Annotated in this window: 13 protein-coding genes; 3 read left to right on the top strand and 10 right to left on the bottom strand. The window is 62.5% G+C overall.

The window, feature by feature from the left end; genetic code table 11:
* Positions 1–337: nitronate monooxygenase (locus VLU25_11405; protein HSR68540.1), on the top strand; the 337-nt coding region annotated here is incomplete at its 5' end.
* A 29-nt stretch (positions 338–366) separates the two neighbouring features.
* Positions 367–1,077 (top strand): orotidine-5'-phosphate decarboxylase, encoded by a 711-nt coding sequence (gene pyrF / locus VLU25_11400; protein ID HSR68539.1) that lies wholly within the window; start codon positions 367–369, stop codon positions 1,075–1,077.
* 35 nt (positions 1,078–1,112) lie between these two features.
* On the opposite strand, the gene secA is transcribed toward pyrF, so the two are convergent.
* Complete coding sequence (secA, locus tag VLU25_11395) at positions 1,113–3,833, bottom strand: preprotein translocase subunit SecA (protein ID HSR68538.1); 2,721 nt, start codon at positions 3,831–3,833, stop codon at positions 1,113–1,115.
* Positions 3,834–4,236: 403 nt separating this feature from the next.
* Here secA and guaB point away from each other — a divergent pair, with 403 nt between their 5' ends.
* Complete coding sequence (gene guaB / locus VLU25_11390) at positions 4,237–5,700, top strand: IMP dehydrogenase (protein ID HSR68537.1); 1,464 nt, start codon at positions 4,237–4,239, stop codon at positions 5,698–5,700.
* Positions 5,701–5,714: 14 nt separating this feature from the next.
* On the opposite strand, the gene VLU25_11385 is transcribed toward guaB, so the two are convergent.
* From VLU25_11385 to VLU25_11345, 9 genes are all read right to left on the bottom strand, one after another.
* Positions 5,715–6,353, bottom strand: a complete 639-nt coding sequence (locus VLU25_11385; protein ID HSR68536.1) for a hypothetical protein — start codon at positions 6,351–6,353, stop codon at positions 5,715–5,717.
* A gap of 476 nt (positions 6,354–6,829) precedes the next feature.
* Positions 6,830–7,363, bottom strand: coding sequence for a DUF1572 family protein (locus tag VLU25_11380; protein ID HSR68535.1), 534 nt, complete (start codon positions 7,361–7,363; stop codon positions 6,830–6,832).
* Between the two features lie 248 nt (positions 7,364–7,611).
* Positions 7,612–8,304, bottom strand: a complete 693-nt coding sequence (locus VLU25_11375; GenBank protein ID HSR68534.1) for a diguanylate cyclase — start codon at positions 8,302–8,304, stop codon at positions 7,612–7,614.
* Positions 8,305–8,378: 74 nt separating this feature from the next.
* A complete protein-coding gene (hrpB, locus tag VLU25_11370) occupies positions 8,379–10,931 on the bottom strand; it encodes an ATP-dependent helicase HrpB (protein ID HSR68533.1) in 2,553 nt (850 codons plus the stop codon).
* Positions 10,932–10,966: 35 nt separating this feature from the next.
* Positions 10,967–13,348 (bottom strand): response regulator, encoded by a 2,382-nt coding sequence (locus VLU25_11365; GenBank protein HSR68532.1) that lies wholly within the window; start codon positions 13,346–13,348, stop codon positions 10,967–10,969.
* 193 nt (positions 13,349–13,541) lie between these two features.
* On the bottom strand, positions 13,542–14,252 hold the full coding sequence (locus VLU25_11360; protein ID HSR68531.1) for a SprT-like domain-containing protein: 711 nt from the start codon (positions 14,250–14,252) through the stop codon (positions 13,542–13,544).
* 21 nt (positions 14,253–14,273) lie between these two features.
* Positions 14,274–14,684 (bottom strand): cobalamin B12-binding domain-containing protein, encoded by a 411-nt coding sequence (locus VLU25_11355; GenBank protein ID HSR68530.1) that lies wholly within the window; start codon positions 14,682–14,684, stop codon positions 14,274–14,276.
* Positions 14,685–14,694: 10 nt separating this feature from the next.
* Positions 14,695–15,141: a hypothetical protein gene (locus tag VLU25_11350; GenBank protein HSR68529.1), complete on the bottom strand. Its 447-nt coding sequence runs from the start codon at positions 15,139–15,141 to the stop codon at positions 14,695–14,697.
* Positions 15,142–15,146: 5 nt separating this feature from the next.
* Positions 15,147–15,686 (bottom strand): zf-HC2 domain-containing protein, encoded by a 540-nt coding sequence (locus tag VLU25_11345; GenBank protein HSR68528.1) that lies wholly within the window; start codon positions 15,684–15,686, stop codon positions 15,147–15,149.
* Positions 15,687–15,805 lie beyond the last annotated feature (119 nt).

Raw genomic sequence — 15,805 nt, 5'->3', positions numbered from 1 at the left:
CGTCCGGGAGAAGCGCCCCATGCTCTCCAACACAGTGGGCGGACTCTCGGGACCCTCCATCCGTCCGCTGGCGCTGCGCCTGACCTGGCAGTGCGCTCAAGCCGTCGACATCCCCGTCGTCGGCATCGGCGGCATCTCCACTACCCGCGACGCCCTGGAATTCCTGCTGGCCGGCGCCACTGCCGTCCAAGTGGGGACGGCCAATTTCTACGACCCCTGCGCCGCTCCCAAGATCATCGACGGGCTGCAAGAGCACTGCCGCCAAGAGGGCATCCGCGACATCAACGAGCTGGTGGGCGCCGTTGAGGTGCGCGAAGGACAGTTCTTTTATGAGTAGTTGCAGGCCTCCACGGGAAGGAGGAAGCGATGGAAGCTAGAGAGCGGATTATTGTCGCCTTGGATGTGCCTTCCCGCGAAGAGGCGCTGGGGCTGGTGGAAAGGTTGTCGGGCCAGGTGGGGTTTTTCAAGATCGGGTTGCAGCTTTTCACCGCCCACGGCCCTTCCATTGTGCGCGAGGTGATCGGGCGCGGGGGAGGGGTGTTTCTCGACCTCAAGCTCCACGACATTCCCAACACGGTTGCGGCGGCGGCGCTGGAGGCGGCCCGTCTGGGCGCCCGCATGATCACCCTGCACACCGGCGGCGGACGCGCCATGATGGCTGCGGCGGTGGAAAAGGTCTCGCGCTGGAGCCAGGAAACCGGCTCGAAGATGCCGCTGCTGCTGGGAGTGACGGTCCTGACCTCAATGGACAAGACCGCCCTGCATTCGGTGGGAGTGACACGTCCGCTGCGCGAACAGGTCCTCAAGCTGGCTCAGGAAGCCGAAGGACAGGGTTTGGGAGGAATCGTCTGCTCGCCCAAGGAGATCCGCCTCTTGCGGGGAGCGGGAATCGGTTTGCCCCTCATCACCCCCGGCATCCGTCCCCAGGGTGCCTCCCATCACGACCAGGCCCGCGTCATGACGCCCTTCAAGGCACGCCAGGCCGGGTCCGACTACCTGGTCATCGGACGTCCCATCACCCAAGCCGAAGATCCGGTTCAAGCTGCAGCCGAGATCGCGGCTTCGATGGAAGGGTGAAGTCAAGTTCGAAGTGCCGTTGGCGAAGTGCCGACTTAACCGGGACGACCGCAGCACTTCTTGTACTTCTTGCCGGAACCGCAGGGACAGGGATCGTTGCGTCCCACCTTGGGTCCTTTGTGGACGACCTGCTTGATGGCCTGTTCGGTGCGGTTGTCCATATTGGTGGCGGTCTGGGGTTGCTGCGGCTTGACGCTGACGCCGGTCGAACCTGACTCGCCGCCCGAATAGGAGAGGTCAGAAGCGGCGGCCCGAGCCTTGGGACTGAGGGCTTCGGAAGCTCGGGAAGGTTCGGCCACCGGCGTCAGCAGGTAAAGCATGCGCACCATCTCCTCGGTGGAACGCTGCCACATCTCTTGAAAAAGGGAATACGATTCGCGCTTGTATTCCACCAGCGGATCCCTCTGGGCGTAGCCGCGCAGTCCGATGCCTTCCTTGATGCGGTCGAGGTTGAGAAGGTGGTCCTTCCACTGGGCGTCGATGATCTGCAACATCACCATGCGCTCCATCCAGCGCATCTGCTCAGGCCCCATCTCCTCTTCCTTCTTGGCGTACTTGTCGCGGATCTTCTTCAACATGGCCTCTTCCAGGTCGGGACGGTTGAGATCGTCCACGTTTGAAGGAAGCTCCAGCGCGAAGCTGTTGCGCACGCTCACACGCAGGCTGTCGAGATTCCAGTCCTCAGGATGTTCCTCGGAGGGAGCGAATTCGTCGAGGTACTCGGCCATCACGTCCTCGGCCAGGCCCTGGATGTACTCTTTCTGGTCTTGTCCTTCCAGCAGTTCGCGGCGGAAGCGGTAGACCTCCTCGCGCTGCTTGTTCATCACGTCGTCGTATTCCAGCAGGTGTTTGCGCATGTCGAAGTTGCGGGCCTCGACCTGCTTCTGGGCGCGTTCGATCTGCTTGGTGATGAGCTTGGATTCGATGGGGACGCCCTCTTCCATGCCCAGCCGCTGCATCATCCCCGAGATGTTGTCGGAGCCGAAGATGCGCATGAGGTCGTCTTCCAGGGAGAGGAAAAAGCGCGAGGAGCCGGGGTCTCCCTGACGTCCCGCGCGTCCCCGCAACTGGTTGTCGATGCGGCGCGACTCGTGGCGTTCGCTGCCGACGATGTGCAGTCCGCCGGCTTCGATCACCTGCTCGTGCAACTTCTGCCAACCGGGCTTGAGCTTGGCGACCTGCTCCTTGAATTCCTCGGGGTTCTCATGGGGCGTCATCCCCTTGTCTTTGAGGATCAACTGGGCCTCGAAATCGGGGTTGCCTCCCAGGATGATGTCGGTTCCGCGTCCCGCCATGTTGGTGGCGATGGTGACAGCCCCGGGTTTCCCCGCGAAGGCCACGATTTCGGCTTCCCTCTCGTGGTACTTGGCATTGAGCGTCACGTGCTTGATGCCTCGCCGCTTGAGCAGCTTGCCCAACCGCTCCGAGCGCTCGATGGAGGTGGTCCCCACCAGCACGGGACGCCCCTGCTCGTGCATGTCCTTGATCTCGTCGGCCATGGCGTTGAACTTCTCGCGTTCGGTGCGATAGACCACGTCGGAATGCTCCAGGCGGATGAGGGGACGGTTGGTGGGAATCACCACCACCGCCAACTCGTAGATCTTGTCGAATTCGGCCGCTTCCGTCTCGGCCGTACCCGTCATTCCGGCCAGCTTGTCGTACATGCGGAAGTAGTTCTGGAAGGTGATGGTGGCGTAAGTCTGCGACTCACGCTCGATCTTGACGCCTTCCTTGGCCTCCAGGGCTTGATGCAGCCCGTCGGAGTAGCGGCGGCCCGGCATCAGGCGGCCCGTGAACTCGTCCACGATGACGACTTGACCGTCCTTGACCATGTAGTCGACGTCGCGCTTGAAGAGGGCATGAGCCTTGAGGGCCTGCTGGATGTGGTGGACCAGGTCGATATGGGCCGGATCGTAGAGGTTGTCCACGCCCAGGGCCGTTTCAGCCTTGTCGATGCCCGATTCCTGCAGCACCACCGAGCGGGCCTTCTCGTCCACCTTGTAATCGGCGTCCTTGACCAGGCGGGGGATGATGCGGTCGATCTTGTAGTATTTGTCGGTCGACTCCTCGGTGGGTCCGCTGATGATCAGGGGCGTGCGGGCCTCGTCGATGAGGATGGAGTCGACTTCGTCGACGATGGCATAGGCGTGGCCCCGCTGCACGCAGTCCTTGATGGAGAACTTCATGTTGTCGCGCAGGTAGTCGAAGCCGAACTCGTTGTTGGTGCCGTAGGTGATGTCGGACTGATAGGCCTCTTTGCGCTCGGAATCGGCCATGTCGTGCTGGATGATGCCCACGCTCATTCCCAGCATCTCGTAGATGGGCCCCATCCACTCGGCATCGCGGCGGGCCAGGTAGTCGTTGACCGTCACCAGGTGGACGCCCTTGCCGGCCAAAGCGTTGAGATAGATGGGCAAGGTGGCCACCAGGGTCTTCCCTTCACCGGTCTTCATCTCGGCGATCTTTCCACGGTGCAGCACCACTCCGCCCACCAACTGCACGTCGTAGTGGCGCATGCCGGTGGTGCGTCGCGAGGCTTCCCTGACGGCCGCGAAAGCCTCGGGCAAGAGGTCGTCCAGCGCCTCTCCCTCTTCCAGCCGTCCCCTGAACTCGGCGGTTTTGGCTCCAAGCTGCTCGTCGCTCAGCGGCTCGAAGTCCTTCTCCAGTTCGTTGATCTGATCCACCAAGGGCTGGACGCGCTTCAGTTCGCGCTCGACCTGGCTGCCGAAGACTTTGGTCAAGATGGCGTTCAACATAGCCCTTTATTCTAACATTTCAACCGCTCCCATCTCCCGAGAGCCGAAAGTGCGCATGGAATTCCCCGCTGGCCAAAAGACCTCAGCCTCAACACAACATCCGGTGGATTGCGGCACCATCTTCCCACCGGTCCGCTGTTGTACGGAGACTGCGTTAACCGCCGCAACGCCAACAGTTGCAAGGCGGGCCGTTTCGGCTTCCAGGCGACGCCGCAGCTCTTCTTCGACTGCGTGAACTGCTGTGTCTTCGACTGCGGCTGCCCATGAGAACGTGTTTTTTCCAGACCGGTTCCCAAAGCCTTCTTCAGATCCCCTCAAGACTCTCGCCGCGGCAACTTTTTCAGCCTTCGCCAGACCCGGCGGACGCGTTGACAGTGCCTGGGGCGGTCCCTATAATCCGTCCATGGAGATACCCGTTGCGCTGACCTTCGACGATTTGCTGCTGATGCCCAACCGCAGCGACGTACTTCCGGCCCAAACCGACCTCAGCACACACTTCTCACGCAACATCCGAATCAACATTCCCATCGCTTCAGCCGCCATGGATACCGTGACCGAAGCGCCCCTGGCCATCGCCTTGGCGCGGCTGGGCGGGATCGGGATCATCCACCGCAACCTCCCGGTCCGGGATCAGGTGGCCGAGGTGGAAAAAGTCAAGCGCTACGAGTCGGGAATGGTGGTCGATCCCTTCGCCATGCGTCCCGACGACCCCATCGGCAAAGTCATCAAGAAAATGGAGGAATTGGGCATCTCGGGCGTACCCATCACCGAAGCGGACGGCAAGCTGGTCGGCATCCTCACCAACCGCGATTTGCGCTTTGCCAGCGACCTCAACCGCAAAGCCGCCGAACTGATGACCCCGCTCAGGGACATGGCCGTGGTGACTGAAGAGGTTTCGCTGGAAGAGGCCAAGGAAAAGCTCAACGAGAAGAAGGTCGAGAAGCTGCCGGTGGTGGATCAAAAAGGCTATCTGAGAGGACTGATCACCTACAAGGACATCACCAAGAAGCTGGAGTATCCCAACGCCGCCCAGGACAAGCAGGGCCGGCTCAGGGTGGGGGCTGCGGTAGGCGCTACCGGCGACTACCTGGAGCGGGCTCAAGCTCTGGAAGCGGCCGGGGTCGACGTGGTGGCAGTCGATACCGCCCATGGATTCACCGAGAGAGTCCTGGAGGGCGTCCGCCAACTTAAGGACAAGGTCAAGCAGTGCGACGTGGTGGCCGGAAACATCGCCGAAGGAGAGGCGGCGCTGGCCTTGGCCGACATGGGCGCCGACGGCGTCAAGGTGGGAATGGGGCCGGGCAGCATCTGCACCACCCGGGTGGTCACGGGTGCCGGCGTCCCGCAGATGACGGCCATCTTCAACGTGGTGGAAGAAGCCCGCCGCCACGACATTCCCGTCATCGCCGACGGGGGCATCAAGTTTTCGGGCGACATCACCAAGGCCCTGGCCGCCGGAGCCCACTGCGTCATGCTGGGCAACCTGCTGGCCGGAACCGACGAATCCCCCGGCGAGCTGATCTTTTATCAGAACCGGTCCTACAAGGCCTACCGGGGAATGGGTTCGCTGGGAGCCATGGCGGCCGGCTCATCCGACCGCTACGGGCAAGAATCGCGCAAGGGCACCGACAAGATAGTGCCCGAAGGCATCGAAGGACGCGTCCCCTACAAAGGCAGTCTGGAACAGCTCATTCCCAATCTGGTGGGAGGCGTCCAATCGGGGATGGGGTACGTGGGGGCCCGCAGCATCGATGAGCTCTACCGCAAGGCCCGCTTCATCCGCATCACCAATCTGGGCTTGCGGGAATCCCACGCCCACGACGTGATGGTCACCAAAGAAGCGCCCAACTACCGCCTGGAAAACTGACGCTACTCGAGCGCTCAGGACTTCCTCTTTCCCAGGTGAGTGCCGATCAGAGCGAACAGCCCGCCCCACGTCAGCGTCATGTGGATCCACAAGGTGGCTTGGGGCAGCAGACCCAGCAGCAGCCAGTGTTGAAAGGGGCTTTCCGGATAGACGAATTCCGGCGGCCCCTTCTCGTAGTGCGTTCCCCAATCGCCGAAAATGGCGAAAAACGCGATGATGATCACGGGAATGCGGGCGGCCCAGGCATAGGCGAAAAGCACTTTGCCAAGAGGTCCCCAGTAGCGATGGGCCAGGTAAGCCGCAATGCACATGGCGATCAAGGCCAAAAGGAAAACCGGATAGTTGATGCCCATGATACTGGCGGCGGTAAGGATGCCGAAGAGCAAGAGAAAAATTACGGCAAAAACGCCCCAGGCTCTTCCCATCGATGGCGGCTCGTGGCCGCGCTTGGACAACGCCCAACCGAAGTAGAATCCGAATACGACAATCAGCCAACTGATTCCCATCGGACTTCCATTACCGCCCGCCTCCCGGCTGAACAAGAATGCGCTCCACTCCATGAGCTCGCCGGTCAGCCTGAGCAGGCTGACCATCAAAGTGATGAGCGCGGGGATGAGAATCCAGTCTTTGATCGAAACTTGGTCATTGGACATCGTGCTTCCTCCTCGTTCAATTCCCCGAGTTTGCCTTGAGCCTGGCCCAAGGGCAAGTTAAAAGGGACGAGTCCTCGATTGAGCAGGCGCGGCCGGCCAACGCAAACCTGCCGCCATCTGCACTCTCAAGACTTCTGTGCTTGCCGGGGGTGTCCTGGTGTGCTATGCTCGCCGCCTAACCATTTCAACCTCCTAGGTTAGGGTGGTTCGGTCGCGAGCAGCGGGGCGTGCCCGCCGCTTCGCGACCGGCATTGACTCCTCCGGCCGGCACTGGGTCCCTCCAGGAGAATCCCCCCTTCATCACCTCTCCCCTTCATCACCATACGCGGCCAGGATAAATGTGTCGCGGTCCGGGACACAGGCCTGCATAAACAGTCATGACGGAAGTCCTGCAGGGCCTAGTCGTGGAGCCGACGTCTTCGCGCCGGCAATCACGGGAAACGACGCACCGCGCAGCGGTTCATCCAAGAGCCGAATCAGCAGCATTTCCGTTCCACCAGGGCGGGACCGTTGGAGGGGCGGCCTTCCTGCAACGGCTCCCAGTCGCAGCCCTTAAGGTGCTTGGCCAAGAAGACGATCTGTCCCACATGAAAAGCCAGGTGGCTTTGATTGAACTGAAGGGTGCGCAGGAGCGAGGCCTGCTCTTCCCCGGCCTGAGTGCTCCTTAAGACATCTTCCTCGCACAGCGATCCGAGGGCCTGAAAGAAGGATTCCCAGGCTTTCTCCCAATGAGCCCTCACCACCTCCATAGACTCGCCTTCCTCGATCGTAAACTCGAGTCTTGGGTGGTACCGGCTTATCTTCTCTTGAGGCTTCAAGGTCTGGCGGCAATATCGCCGCAAAGAGCCTGCGATATGTTTCATCAGCACGGCCACGCAGTTGCCGTCTTCGTCCAGACTGGTGTAGAGGTTGGCCACCGACAGTTGGCCGATGGCGTGGTCGGCGCTCTTCTTGAGCCTCTTGGCCTCCCGGCCCGACTGGAGGAGAAATTCCTGGCCGATTTGTCTCATCTTGTGCTTCCTGCTGAAAGGTGAATGCGTCCCCTGCTTAGCATTTCCAGCCACCCTTCTCTATGAGAATCGTCTGATTGGGCATAACCTTTAACAAATAAAGGGCTTATGGCATTTTCAAGAAATTGCATTGACACTATTCATACTCCGGCAGGACGCATTTTTGAAGACACTGCCGGTAGGAATCGTGGAGGCTCCATCTCAAGTCCTCCAGCGCCTGTGAGTTGGGACAGGTTGAGGATTGGCACTTAGCGAACCGGCGTCTCGCGGCGGCGGGGAGGATCTTTAAGGAAGTCGAGGACGCCGCGCAGGAACCGCTTGTGAAGCGGCATTTCGCCGGCCACGCGGACCTGATCGCCGCCCTTTGACTGGGCCTGGAGGAGCGCTTGATGGGTCGTATCCAGCAAGAGTCGGCGGTTGCGTGTGTTGGCGTTCAAGGCGGCCAAGCCGATGCTGCAAGTCAGATCGAGGGGTTGGCAGCCGGAGACGGCGAAGGCTTCTCCGCCGATGGCCCGGCGCAGGCGCTGAGCCAGCATTTTGGCTCCCTTGGCCGAGGTGGCGAATAGAACCATGATGAAGTGCCCCTGAGCCCGGCGTCCGATCAAGTCGGTGCGGCGCGAGTTGGCGCGCAGTCGCTCGGCGGCCTGAAAGAGCAGGACGCTTTCCCCATCCTGGCCCAAACGGCTGCGCAACTTGTCGGTCCCGTCCAGTTGCAGCATCAGGAGGGTGAGCGGGGTGCCATAGCGCTGGGAACGCAAGACTTCGGTGGAGAGGCGTTCAAGGAAATAGGCGGCGCACAGGACGCCCGTTTGGGGATCGTGTCTGACCAGAGCTTCCATTTGCTCGGTACGGCGGCCCAGCTCTTCCTGAAGGGTCTCGATCCCTCGGTAAGTGCTTTCCAGTTCGCGCTCGAGTTCAGAGATGCGTTCTTCGAAGTCCATGGCCCTCCATCTGCTTATCGGCATCCGCCGGCCCGACCTTAGACTCCTATCCTCCGGCGTCCGCTTAGCCTCTCTCACTTGCCGCGCCGGGTCTTGGCATGGCGGGTGGCGCGAGCGCTCCAGGGATCGTCGGGCCAATGATGCTTGGGATAGCGGCCGGCCAGCTCTTTCTTGACCTGGGGATAAGTCCGGTCCCAAAAACTCTTCAAGTCCTGGGTGACTTGGACGGGGCGCTGAGCGGGCGAGAGCAGATGCAGCAGCACCGGTACTTCTCCCCAGCATACGCAGGGAGTCTCGGCCAATCCGAACATCTCCTGCAGGCGCACCGCCAGGAAGGGAGGTTGGGGCGGCTGATAGCGCAGCCGCAGGCGCGATCCGCTGGGGACTTCGAGGTGAGTGGGCGCGCCCTCTTCGAGGCGCCGGGCGGCCTTGTGGCCGAGGCGCGATTGCAGAGCCGCCTGCATGTCGAGACGACGCAGATCGCTGAGGCGCGAGAAGCCGGCCAGGAAGGGCAGCAGCCAGTCTTCCAGGCTCTCCTCCAGGGCCTGGTCGGAGACGTCGGGCCAATCCTCGCCCGGCCGCCAGCCGGCCAGGGAAATCACCCGAGCCTGCCATTGACGCAGGTCGCGAGTCCAGGGCAGGCATTCCAGCCCGGCCAGGCGCACGCCTTGCAGCAGGGCTTCTTGCAACTGCGACGGATCGGGCTTGGGCAGATTGCTTCTGGAAAGCACCAGGGCCTGCAGCCTCTCTTCGCGCAAGGCCGCCACGGCCTTTGCCGAGGGGTCCCATTCCACTCGTTGAGCGGTCTCGATGCGGTCTTGGTGGCGGGTTCTGAGAGCATGTTCTGAAAGCGCGGCGGCGCTGAAGATGCGTCCGCGGGAAGTCCCTGCGTCGAGGCGGGCCACGGCCAGAAAAGGATGGGACGACAAGGGGTCTCCCTGGGGCAAGGCCGCTCCCCGTCCATTGGCCAGGCGGTAGCGATGGCGAGATCCGCCGCGCCTGCGGGCGATGCGGTCAGGATAGGCGCAGGAAACCAGTTCTCCTGCTTCAATCTGGTCCGAGGTTGGATTCGCCAATGGCGCACTTCCTTGGGAGGAATCGAGCAGTCTGCTCAGTTGACGGGAGGAGCGCACCACGGCGGCGCAGGCGGCCAGATCTCCCCCGCGCTCGTCGACTCGGCGCTTGTCGCCGCGGCGGAAGGCCCGCAGCAGGCTCAGGCGCTCCTCCAGGTCGCAGGGGGCCGGACCCGATTCCCGGCTTCCCCGCAACAGATCGCGCTCCGACAGCAGGGCTGCCAAGTCGGCGCCCAGACGAGTGCAGCCCGAGTTGTGGGCGGCCAGCAGCATGGCGGCCAGGCGGGGGTGAAGGGGCAGGCCGGCCATGCGCTTTCCCCCAGCGGTGATCCGTCCTCGGGCGTCTAAAGCTCCCAAGGCCGTGAGCAGGTCGCGAGCCTGCTCGAAAGCTCCCTGAGGAGGCCGATCGATCCAGCGCAGTTGCCGGCTGTCGCTGGTGCCCCATTGAGCCAACTGCAGAGCCAGGGGAGCCAGGTCGGCTTCCACGATCTCGGGAGGGTCGAAGGGCAGCAGAGAGGCCTGGCGCGCCTCGCTCCAGAGGCGGAAGCAGCGGCCCGGCCCCAGCCTCCCGGCCCGTCCGCTGCGCTGATCGGCCGAGGCCTGGGAAACGCGCACGGTCTCCAGCCGGGTCAGTCCGCTGTTGGGATCGAACTTGGGAGTCCGCCTCCAGCCGCTGTCGACCACGCTGGTGATGCCCTCGATTGTGAGGCTGGTTTCGGCGATGTTGGTGGCCAGCACCACCTTGCGCAGGCCGCCGGGGTGGGGGCGCACGGCGGCGTCCTGGGCCGCTTGCGGCAGGTCTCCGTAGAGGGGATGAAGTTGCAGCCCCTCTTGCCGGGCCCTGTCCTCGAGTTGGGCGGCCACTGACCGGATCTCGCCTCCTCCGGGCAGGAAGACCAGAACGTCGCCCCTGCTTTCTGAAAGCGCCCTCCCCACGCCCGCCAGCGCGCCCGCCGCAATCGACTCGCCGCGGGGACGGGCCAGGTAGTGCGTCTCCACGGGATGGAGCCTTCCCCCGCCTTCCACCACGGGTGCGTCGCCCAGCAATTCAGCCACGGCTTCGCTCTGCAGGGTGGCCGACATGACCAGCAGGCGCAGTTGCGGACGCAGCGCCGTCTGCACTTCGAGAGTCAAGGCCATGGCCAAGTCGGCCTGCAGGCTGCGCTCGTGGAATTCGTCGAAGATCACCAGTCCTACCCCTTCCAGCCCGGGATCGGACTGCAAGCGGCGCGTCAGGATGCCCTCGGTCAGGACCTCGATGCGGGTTCGGGAAGAGACCTTGTGATCGAAGCGGATGCGGTAGCCGACGCGCCGGCCCACTTCTTCGCCCAGCAGCCAAGCCATCCTCGAAGCGGCCGCCCGAGCCGCCAGACGGCGGGGCTCCAGCATGAGGATGGAGCGGCCCCGCAACCATTCCTCCTCCAACAGCGCCAGAGGAGTCAGCGTGGTCTTGCCCGATCCGGGAGGAGCCGACAGCAGGGCCGAGTTGCCGTTGCGCAAGGCGTCGCGCAGCTCCTCCACAACCTCGGCCACCGGCAAAGCGGGCAGTTTCATGCTGCAAGCATACCGAAAGGGGAGGACCGGAGTCCTCAGACCAGTTGGCGCTCTTCACCGGAGGCGCGCGAGGTGTGGCGGGTCAACATCTGGTAAAGTTCCTTGGAGCGGATCGGCTTGGCGAGATAGTCATCCATGCCGGCTTCAATACAACGCTCGCGGTCCCCCTTCATGGCGTGTGCGGTCATGGCGATGATGGGGATGCGGGAACCGTTGCCCTTCTCCCTCTCGCGGATCTCGGCGGTGGCTTGGAAGCCTCCCATCTCCGGCATCTGGACGTCCATGAGCACCACGTCGAAGGGGCCTTGATCGAGCTTTTCCAGAGCCTCCAGGCCATTGCCGGCCAAGGTGACGCTATGGCCCCGCTTTTCCAGCACCCTGAGGGTGAGTTTCCGATTGACCGGGTTGTCCTCGGCCACCAGGATCCTCAGACGCCGTTCTTCGGAAAGGCTGTGCTGGGTAATGAGGCGCTTGTCTTCGGTCCGGCTGCGTTGTCCCAGGGCGCTCATCACCGCCTCGGCCAGGTCGGCCTGGGCGATGGGTTTGGGCAGGTAGGCGGCCACGCCCAACTCGCGGCAGCGCATGGCATCTCCTCTTTGTCCCGCCGAACACAGCATGACGGTGACCAACCCGCTCATGCCCGGATGATCCCTGACTTTGGCGGCCAGTTCGAATCCGTCCACGCCGGGCATGTGAACGTCCAGCAGCATGAGATCGTAAAAGCGCTCCTGCTGCAGCGATTCCTGCAAGCAGTCGAACCCGGACATGGCGTCCTCGGCCAGGTCGGGTTTCATGCCCCACTTGGTGCACAGCTCTTTGAGGATAGCCCGGTTGGTGGCGTTGTCATCGACGATCAGCACCTGCAGACCCTTCAGGTCGCAGAGAGAACGGCGGGGAAGGTCCTGGCCGGCTTTGGCGGGAACCAGCTTGAGGTTGAAGAGGAAGGTGCTGCCGACTCCCACTTCGCTCTCCAGCCACAGGGTACCGCCCATCATGCGCACCAATTGACTGGAGATGGTCAGCCCCAGCCCCGTTCCCCCGTACTTGCGGGTGGTTGAGGCGTCGGCCTGGGTAAAGGCCTCGAAGATGGTGCGCTGCTGATCCGGCTCGATGCCGATTCCGCTGTCGCGGACGCTGATGAGCAGCTCCACCACTTCCTGGCTATGTCCCTCCAGGCGCACGTCCACGACCACTTCGCCTTCTTCGGTGAACTTGACGGCATTACCGACCAGGTTGACCAGTATCTGGCGCAGCCTGCCCGGATCGCCCAGGGCCCGGTAGGGCACGTCGGGATCGATGCGGCAAGCCAGTTCCAGACGCTTTTTGTGAGCTCTCAGGGCCAAAGCCTTGACCGAATCGGCGATGCAGTTATGCAGGTTGAAGGGAATGACGTCGAGGTCGAGCTTGCCGGCCTCGATCTTTGAGAAGTCCAGGATGTCGTTGATGAGGGCCAGCAAGGCGTCGGACGACTGCTTGACCATCTCCAAGTAGTCCCTCTGCTCGGGGGATAGTTGAGTATCCAGCGCCAGTTCGGTCATACCGATAATGCCGTTCATGGGAGTCCTGATCTCATGACTCATATTGGCCAGGAATTCGCTCTTGGCAACGCTGGCCGCCTCGGCTTCCTCTTTGGCCGCCACCAGGGCCCCGCGCGACGACTTGAGGTCGCGCACCATTTTGTTGAAGGTAGCGGCCAGATTGCCCAGTTCGTCCTGGGAGTGGACGGGCACTTGGGTGTCGACGTCTCCTCCGGCCACTCTGCGGGCCGCGTGGGCCAGTACCTTCAGTGGAGACACCAGGCGCGCCGAGAAGATCCAGGCGAATGCCAGCAGCGCCAGGGTGCCCAAAGCGCCGATGATGAGTCCTGCCTGCACGGGCCGGTAGCGCACGCTCCGCTCCCACTGCAAGGCTTGTGCGATCTGCCGGCCCAAGTCCACGTCGATGATGTCGAGGGATTCGTAAAGGGTCTCCAGCGTTTCGTCGAAGAGGATGACTTCTTCCTGAAGTTCCAAGGGGCCCAGGTCGCCGCCGCCCACGGCCAGCCTGAATTCCTCAAAGGCCTCGGGTTGCAGGCTCCTGGCTTTGGAAAAGCGCTCCAGGGGGATCAGGCCCGGCTCCAGCAGCAGGACCCGCTGCTGCAACTCCTCCATGTGCATGTTCATTTCCGCCCAGCGTCCCCGCACGGCCTGCAGATGCTCGAGGGGATCTTGGACGACGGGAATCTGTCCCGCCAGTTCCTGCACGAAGCGTACCGATTCTTTGGCTTGCAACTGGCTGCGTTTGACGGCGGTCAGGCGGGCCAGGGTTTCGGAGGCGTGCTGAAGCTGCAGGCCGAAATAGGTGACGGCGCACACCAAGGCCGCCATCACGGTCAAGGCGACCGAAAAGCCCATCAGCAGTTTGCTGCGAATCGTCACGGAGCCGGCCTACCCTTCTCGGACGCGTGACCGCCAAGTCACGAGGCGATGCTGCGGTGGCAGTTTTCCGTCCCGTGTTGTCTCACGCGTTATCAATGCATTGCTATCACTACATCGGCTTGAATCAAGCAGCCCTTTAGCTTCCCCTCCCTGGGCCTGGCACCCGGTTGGATCTCAAACAGGAGGCGGGCTTTCAGCGCGCAGCCGGCAGTCGATTGCGGATGAAGTCTTGAGCCCGCTGGTAGTCGTGAAACTGGCGTTCTGCGCGGCGGAAATCGGCATGATGCACGAAACGGCGTCCCCCCTGGAAGCGCTCGCCGAAGAGGGCGTGGAGCATCTCGTGATAGATGACGAATTCCACTACGTAAGCGGGCACCCGCGGGTGGTCGAGGCGGCGATCGATGACGATGGTGTTGTGAGCGTAGTCGTAATGTCCTAGAACCCGCCGATTGCGCCGGCGACTCCAGGAGAGGCGCTTGATGGTGAGGTGACCGTCGAAATAGCGGCGGTTGAGGTCTTCGCAAAGGGAGCGCAAATCGAAATGACGGCCTTGCTCGGCGGTCAGGTGCTTGCGGCCACGTTTCCGGCGCACTCGGCGGCAGCGTTCGCGAGTCTCTTCACGAGCCACGAAGCGGGCATAGAGGCGGCGCTCGGCGGCTGGCGGCTGACGCCTCATCAGCTTGTAAAGCAGGATCACGGCGATGGCGGACAAGACCGGCTCGGGAGCATCGCAAAGAATGTCGCTCAAGCGCAGGTAAACGGTCTGTCCACGCAGGCGGATGGTGTGATGCAAGTTGGCGTAAGGATAGAAGCGCAGCGAGAAGCGGGGCGGCGGGCTGCCCTCGCAGTCTTCCCAATGGAGCCTGCACAGTGCTTGCAGTCTGCCCGCAAGGGCTGAATCCATCGAATCGCTCAAAGAGGTCCTTCAGGCTTGGGTGGGCGCCGCCAGCTCCTGGTTGAGAAAGGCCACGATCTGGCGGGTCGAGGCGCCCGGCTGAAAGACCTCGCGCACACCCATCTCCTTCAATTTTTCGACGTCTTCCTGGGGGATGATGCCGCCGCCGAAGACCAGCACGTCCTCCATCTTCTCTTCCTTGAGCAGGTGCATGACCTTGGAAAAGAGATGCAGGTGAGCGCCTGAGAGCACCGAGAGTCCAATGGCGTCGACGTCCTCTTGCAGGGCGGCGGTAACGATTTGCGAGGGGGTCTGGCGCAAGCCCGTGTAGATGACCTCCATGCCGGCGTCCCGCAGGGCCCGTGCCACCACTTTGGCTCCCCGGTCGTGCCCGTCGAGTCCCGGCTTGGCGATGAGAACGCGGACTTTTGGCTGGCTCATGGCGGGGTCCTCAACGGTCCGGATCTTTGGAAAGCAGCTTCTTGGCTTTTTCGAAGTACACCATAGCTTCGGCGTCGTTGCCCTGCTTCTTGAAAACCCAGGCTTTTTCCTTGAAGAGCCGTCCGTGGGAATGGTCCTTGCGGCAGGCCTTGAGCGCCTGATCGAGAACGCTGTGGGCCACTTCGAACTGCTCCTCTTTGGTCAGCGCCGTCGATATGCGCTCGGCGGTGTCGACGAAGTGGTGTTCTTCGCTCTCGGGAAATCGAATCGAAAAGAACTCCCCCGTGGCTTGGGCCACCTTGCCGAAGTCACCGTTCTTGATGAGCAATTTGATGTACTCGTACTGGGCCTCGGCCTGGCTGCGGTCTTCGTCCCAGTTCTGGGCGATGAGAGGAGAGACGAGGGTCAGGCAGGTCATCAAGACGACAAGCAGGCTCCTGCAAAGGGCGTGACTCATAGGACTCACTCTCCAGCGAACGGATTGCGGTTGAGGTCGTTAAAGGAGGTGCGGCGGAAGGGGTTGTCCTCGACGTCGGTCCAACGCGGCTGGCCGCGCAACTGTTGTTCCTGTTGCTGCCGGCTCCTTACGAAGTCGAGATACTGCCGCTCTACTTGGGGGTCGACGCTGCTTTCTAAGGGAGCGGTCTCCATCAGGGGAAAGGACAGGGCCACCACCAGCACGATCACGGCCGCCGCGGTCAGCGGCGCCCAGCGCCACAACCAACTGCCCGAAGACGAAGCTCGCCCGGCGCCCTGAGGCCGTTTCTCGAAGCCGCTGGAGATCTCCCGCCGGATGCCGTTCCAAAGGTCCGTGCTAAGGGGCAGGGGCTGCAGAGCCTCATCGATGATCTGGCGCGCCCTCTGGTGCGATCTCAGGTCTTCGCTCAGGGACGCGTTCCCTTTCAAGGCCGCCTCGAACTCAGCGCGCTCGGCATCGCTCAACTCGCCGTCAAGGTAGGCGGTAAGCGACTCAGAAAGACTGTGACATTCCGTAGTTTTCACCAAGATACTCCTTGATCCTGTCGCGGACTTGCACTCGAGCCCGATGAATGTCGGATTTGACCGAGGCAAGCGACCGGCCGACCACTTCGCTGATATCCTGATAGCTCATTTTCTGTACG

Source organism: Acidobacteriota bacterium (assembly GCA_035471785.1).
Taxonomy (GTDB): domain Bacteria; phylum Acidobacteriota; class UBA6911; order RPQK01; family DATIPO01; genus JANQFM01.
This window is presented reverse-complemented; position numbering and strand designations above follow the sequence as displayed.